Origin of the sequence: Mesorhizobium sp. M7A.F.Ca.CA.003.01.2.1, from assembly GCF_003998945.1 — a bacterium.
GTDB lineage: Bacteria > Pseudomonadota > Alphaproteobacteria > Rhizobiales > Rhizobiaceae > Mesorhizobium > Mesorhizobium ciceri.
The window spans coordinates 1-1506 of the sequence record NZ_RZRA01001149.1; the positions used below are offsets into that span (position 1 = coordinate 1).

At 65.3% G+C, this 1506-nt stretch carries 3 protein-coding genes; all 3 read left to right on the forward strand.

Going from position 1 to position 1506, the window contains the following annotated elements; genetic code table 11:
• Window positions 1-438: FAD-dependent oxidoreductase (locus EN969_RS30645; protein WP_127419711.1), on the forward strand; the 438-nt coding region annotated here is incomplete at its 5' end.
• 17 nt (window positions 439-455) lie between these two features.
• On the forward strand, window positions 456-752 hold the full coding sequence (locus tag EN969_RS30650; RefSeq protein ID WP_027160522.1) for a sarcosine oxidase subunit delta: 297 nt from the start codon (window positions 456-458) through the stop codon (window positions 750-752).
• Window positions 749-1506, forward strand: a 758-nt coding sequence (locus EN969_RS30655; RefSeq protein WP_127387925.1) for a 2Fe-2S iron-sulfur cluster-binding protein, incomplete at its 3' end; no start/stop codon positions are given. The genes EN969_RS30650 and EN969_RS30655, both read left to right, overlap by 4 nt.

Below are 1506 nucleotides of genomic sequence, written 5' to 3' on the forward strand. Positions count from 1 at the left end.
GTCGTCACCTTCGGCATGGGCCATTTCTACATGTCGCAGTCGGACAAGGGCGGCCTCATCTATGGCGGCGACATCGACGGCTACAACAGCTACGCCCAGCGCGGCAATCTGCCTGTCGTCGACGAGGTGATGAGTGAAATGCTGGCGTTGTTTCCGGGACTCGCGCGCGTGCGCATGCTGCGCTCCTGGGGCGGTGTTTGCGATATGTCGATGGACGGCTCGCCGATCATCACCGCCGGCCCCCTGCCTGGCATGTATCTCAACTGCGGCTGGTGCTATGGCGGCTTCAAGGCGACGCCGGCTTCCGGCTGGTGCTTCGCCTGGACCATCGCCAAGGACCAGCCGCACGACCTCAACGCGCCCTTCACGCTCGACCGCTTCCACCGCGGGCTGGTGATCGACGACAAGGGCCAGGGTGCAAACCCGCGGCTGCATTAGGCAATAGGTAGAGTCCAATGTTGATCACTTGCCCCTATTGCGGCCCGCGCGACGTCATCGAGTTCACCTATCAGGGTGACGGCAATCGTGAGCGTCCCGACCCCGCCTCGCAGAATTTCGAGGCGTGGAACGCCTATGTCTATGACCGGCTGAATCCGGCCGGCGACCACAATGAGATCTGGCAACATTCCGGCGGCTGCCGCGCGCATCTCAAGGTCGTGCGCAACACGCTGACGCATGAGATTTCCAGCGTTGCCTTTGCGCGGGGCGATCATGGGCCGGCCGCGCGCCGCAAGGCGGAGGACAAGGCATGAGCCCGCGCCGTGCCGACACCGGCGGCCGCATCGACCGGCTGAAAACCATCCGCTTCACCTTCGATGGCACGGCCTACACCGGCCATGCCGGCGACACGCTGGCGTCAGCCCTGCTGGCCAAGGGCGTCACGTTGTACGGGCGTTCGTTCAAATACCATCGCCCACGCGGCCTGCTCACCGCAGGCGTCGAGGAACCCAACGCGCTTGTGACGGTGCTGAAGGGCGAGGTTCGCGAGCCCAACATTCCAGCGACCATGGTCGAGATCCATGACGGGCTGGTTGCCATCAGCCAGAACCGCTTTCCCTCGCTTGCCTGGGACATCAACGCCGTCAACCAGCTCGGCGGCAAGATCCTGTCGGCCGGGTTCTACTACAAGACCTTCATGGGACCGGTGTTCGGCCCGCTCAAGGGCACGCGTTTCTGGATGTTCTGCGAACACTTCATCCGCCGCGCAGCCGGTCTCGGCAGTGCCGGATCGGCGAAAGACCCGGCCCGCTACGAACGCATGAACGCCTTTTGCGACGTGCTGGTCGTCGGCTCGGGGCCGGCCGGCCTGATGGCCACCAAGGCCGCCGCCGATCAGGGTGCGCGCGTCATGCTGGCCGATCTCGAGCCGCATTTCGGCGGTTCGGCCAACTGGTCCGAGGAAACGATCGATGGCGCGCCTGCCGCCGATTGGGCGCGGCGCACCGTCGCCCAGCTCGCAGGCCGCGACAATGTCCGGCTTCTGCCGCGCACCACGGTGTGGGGTTA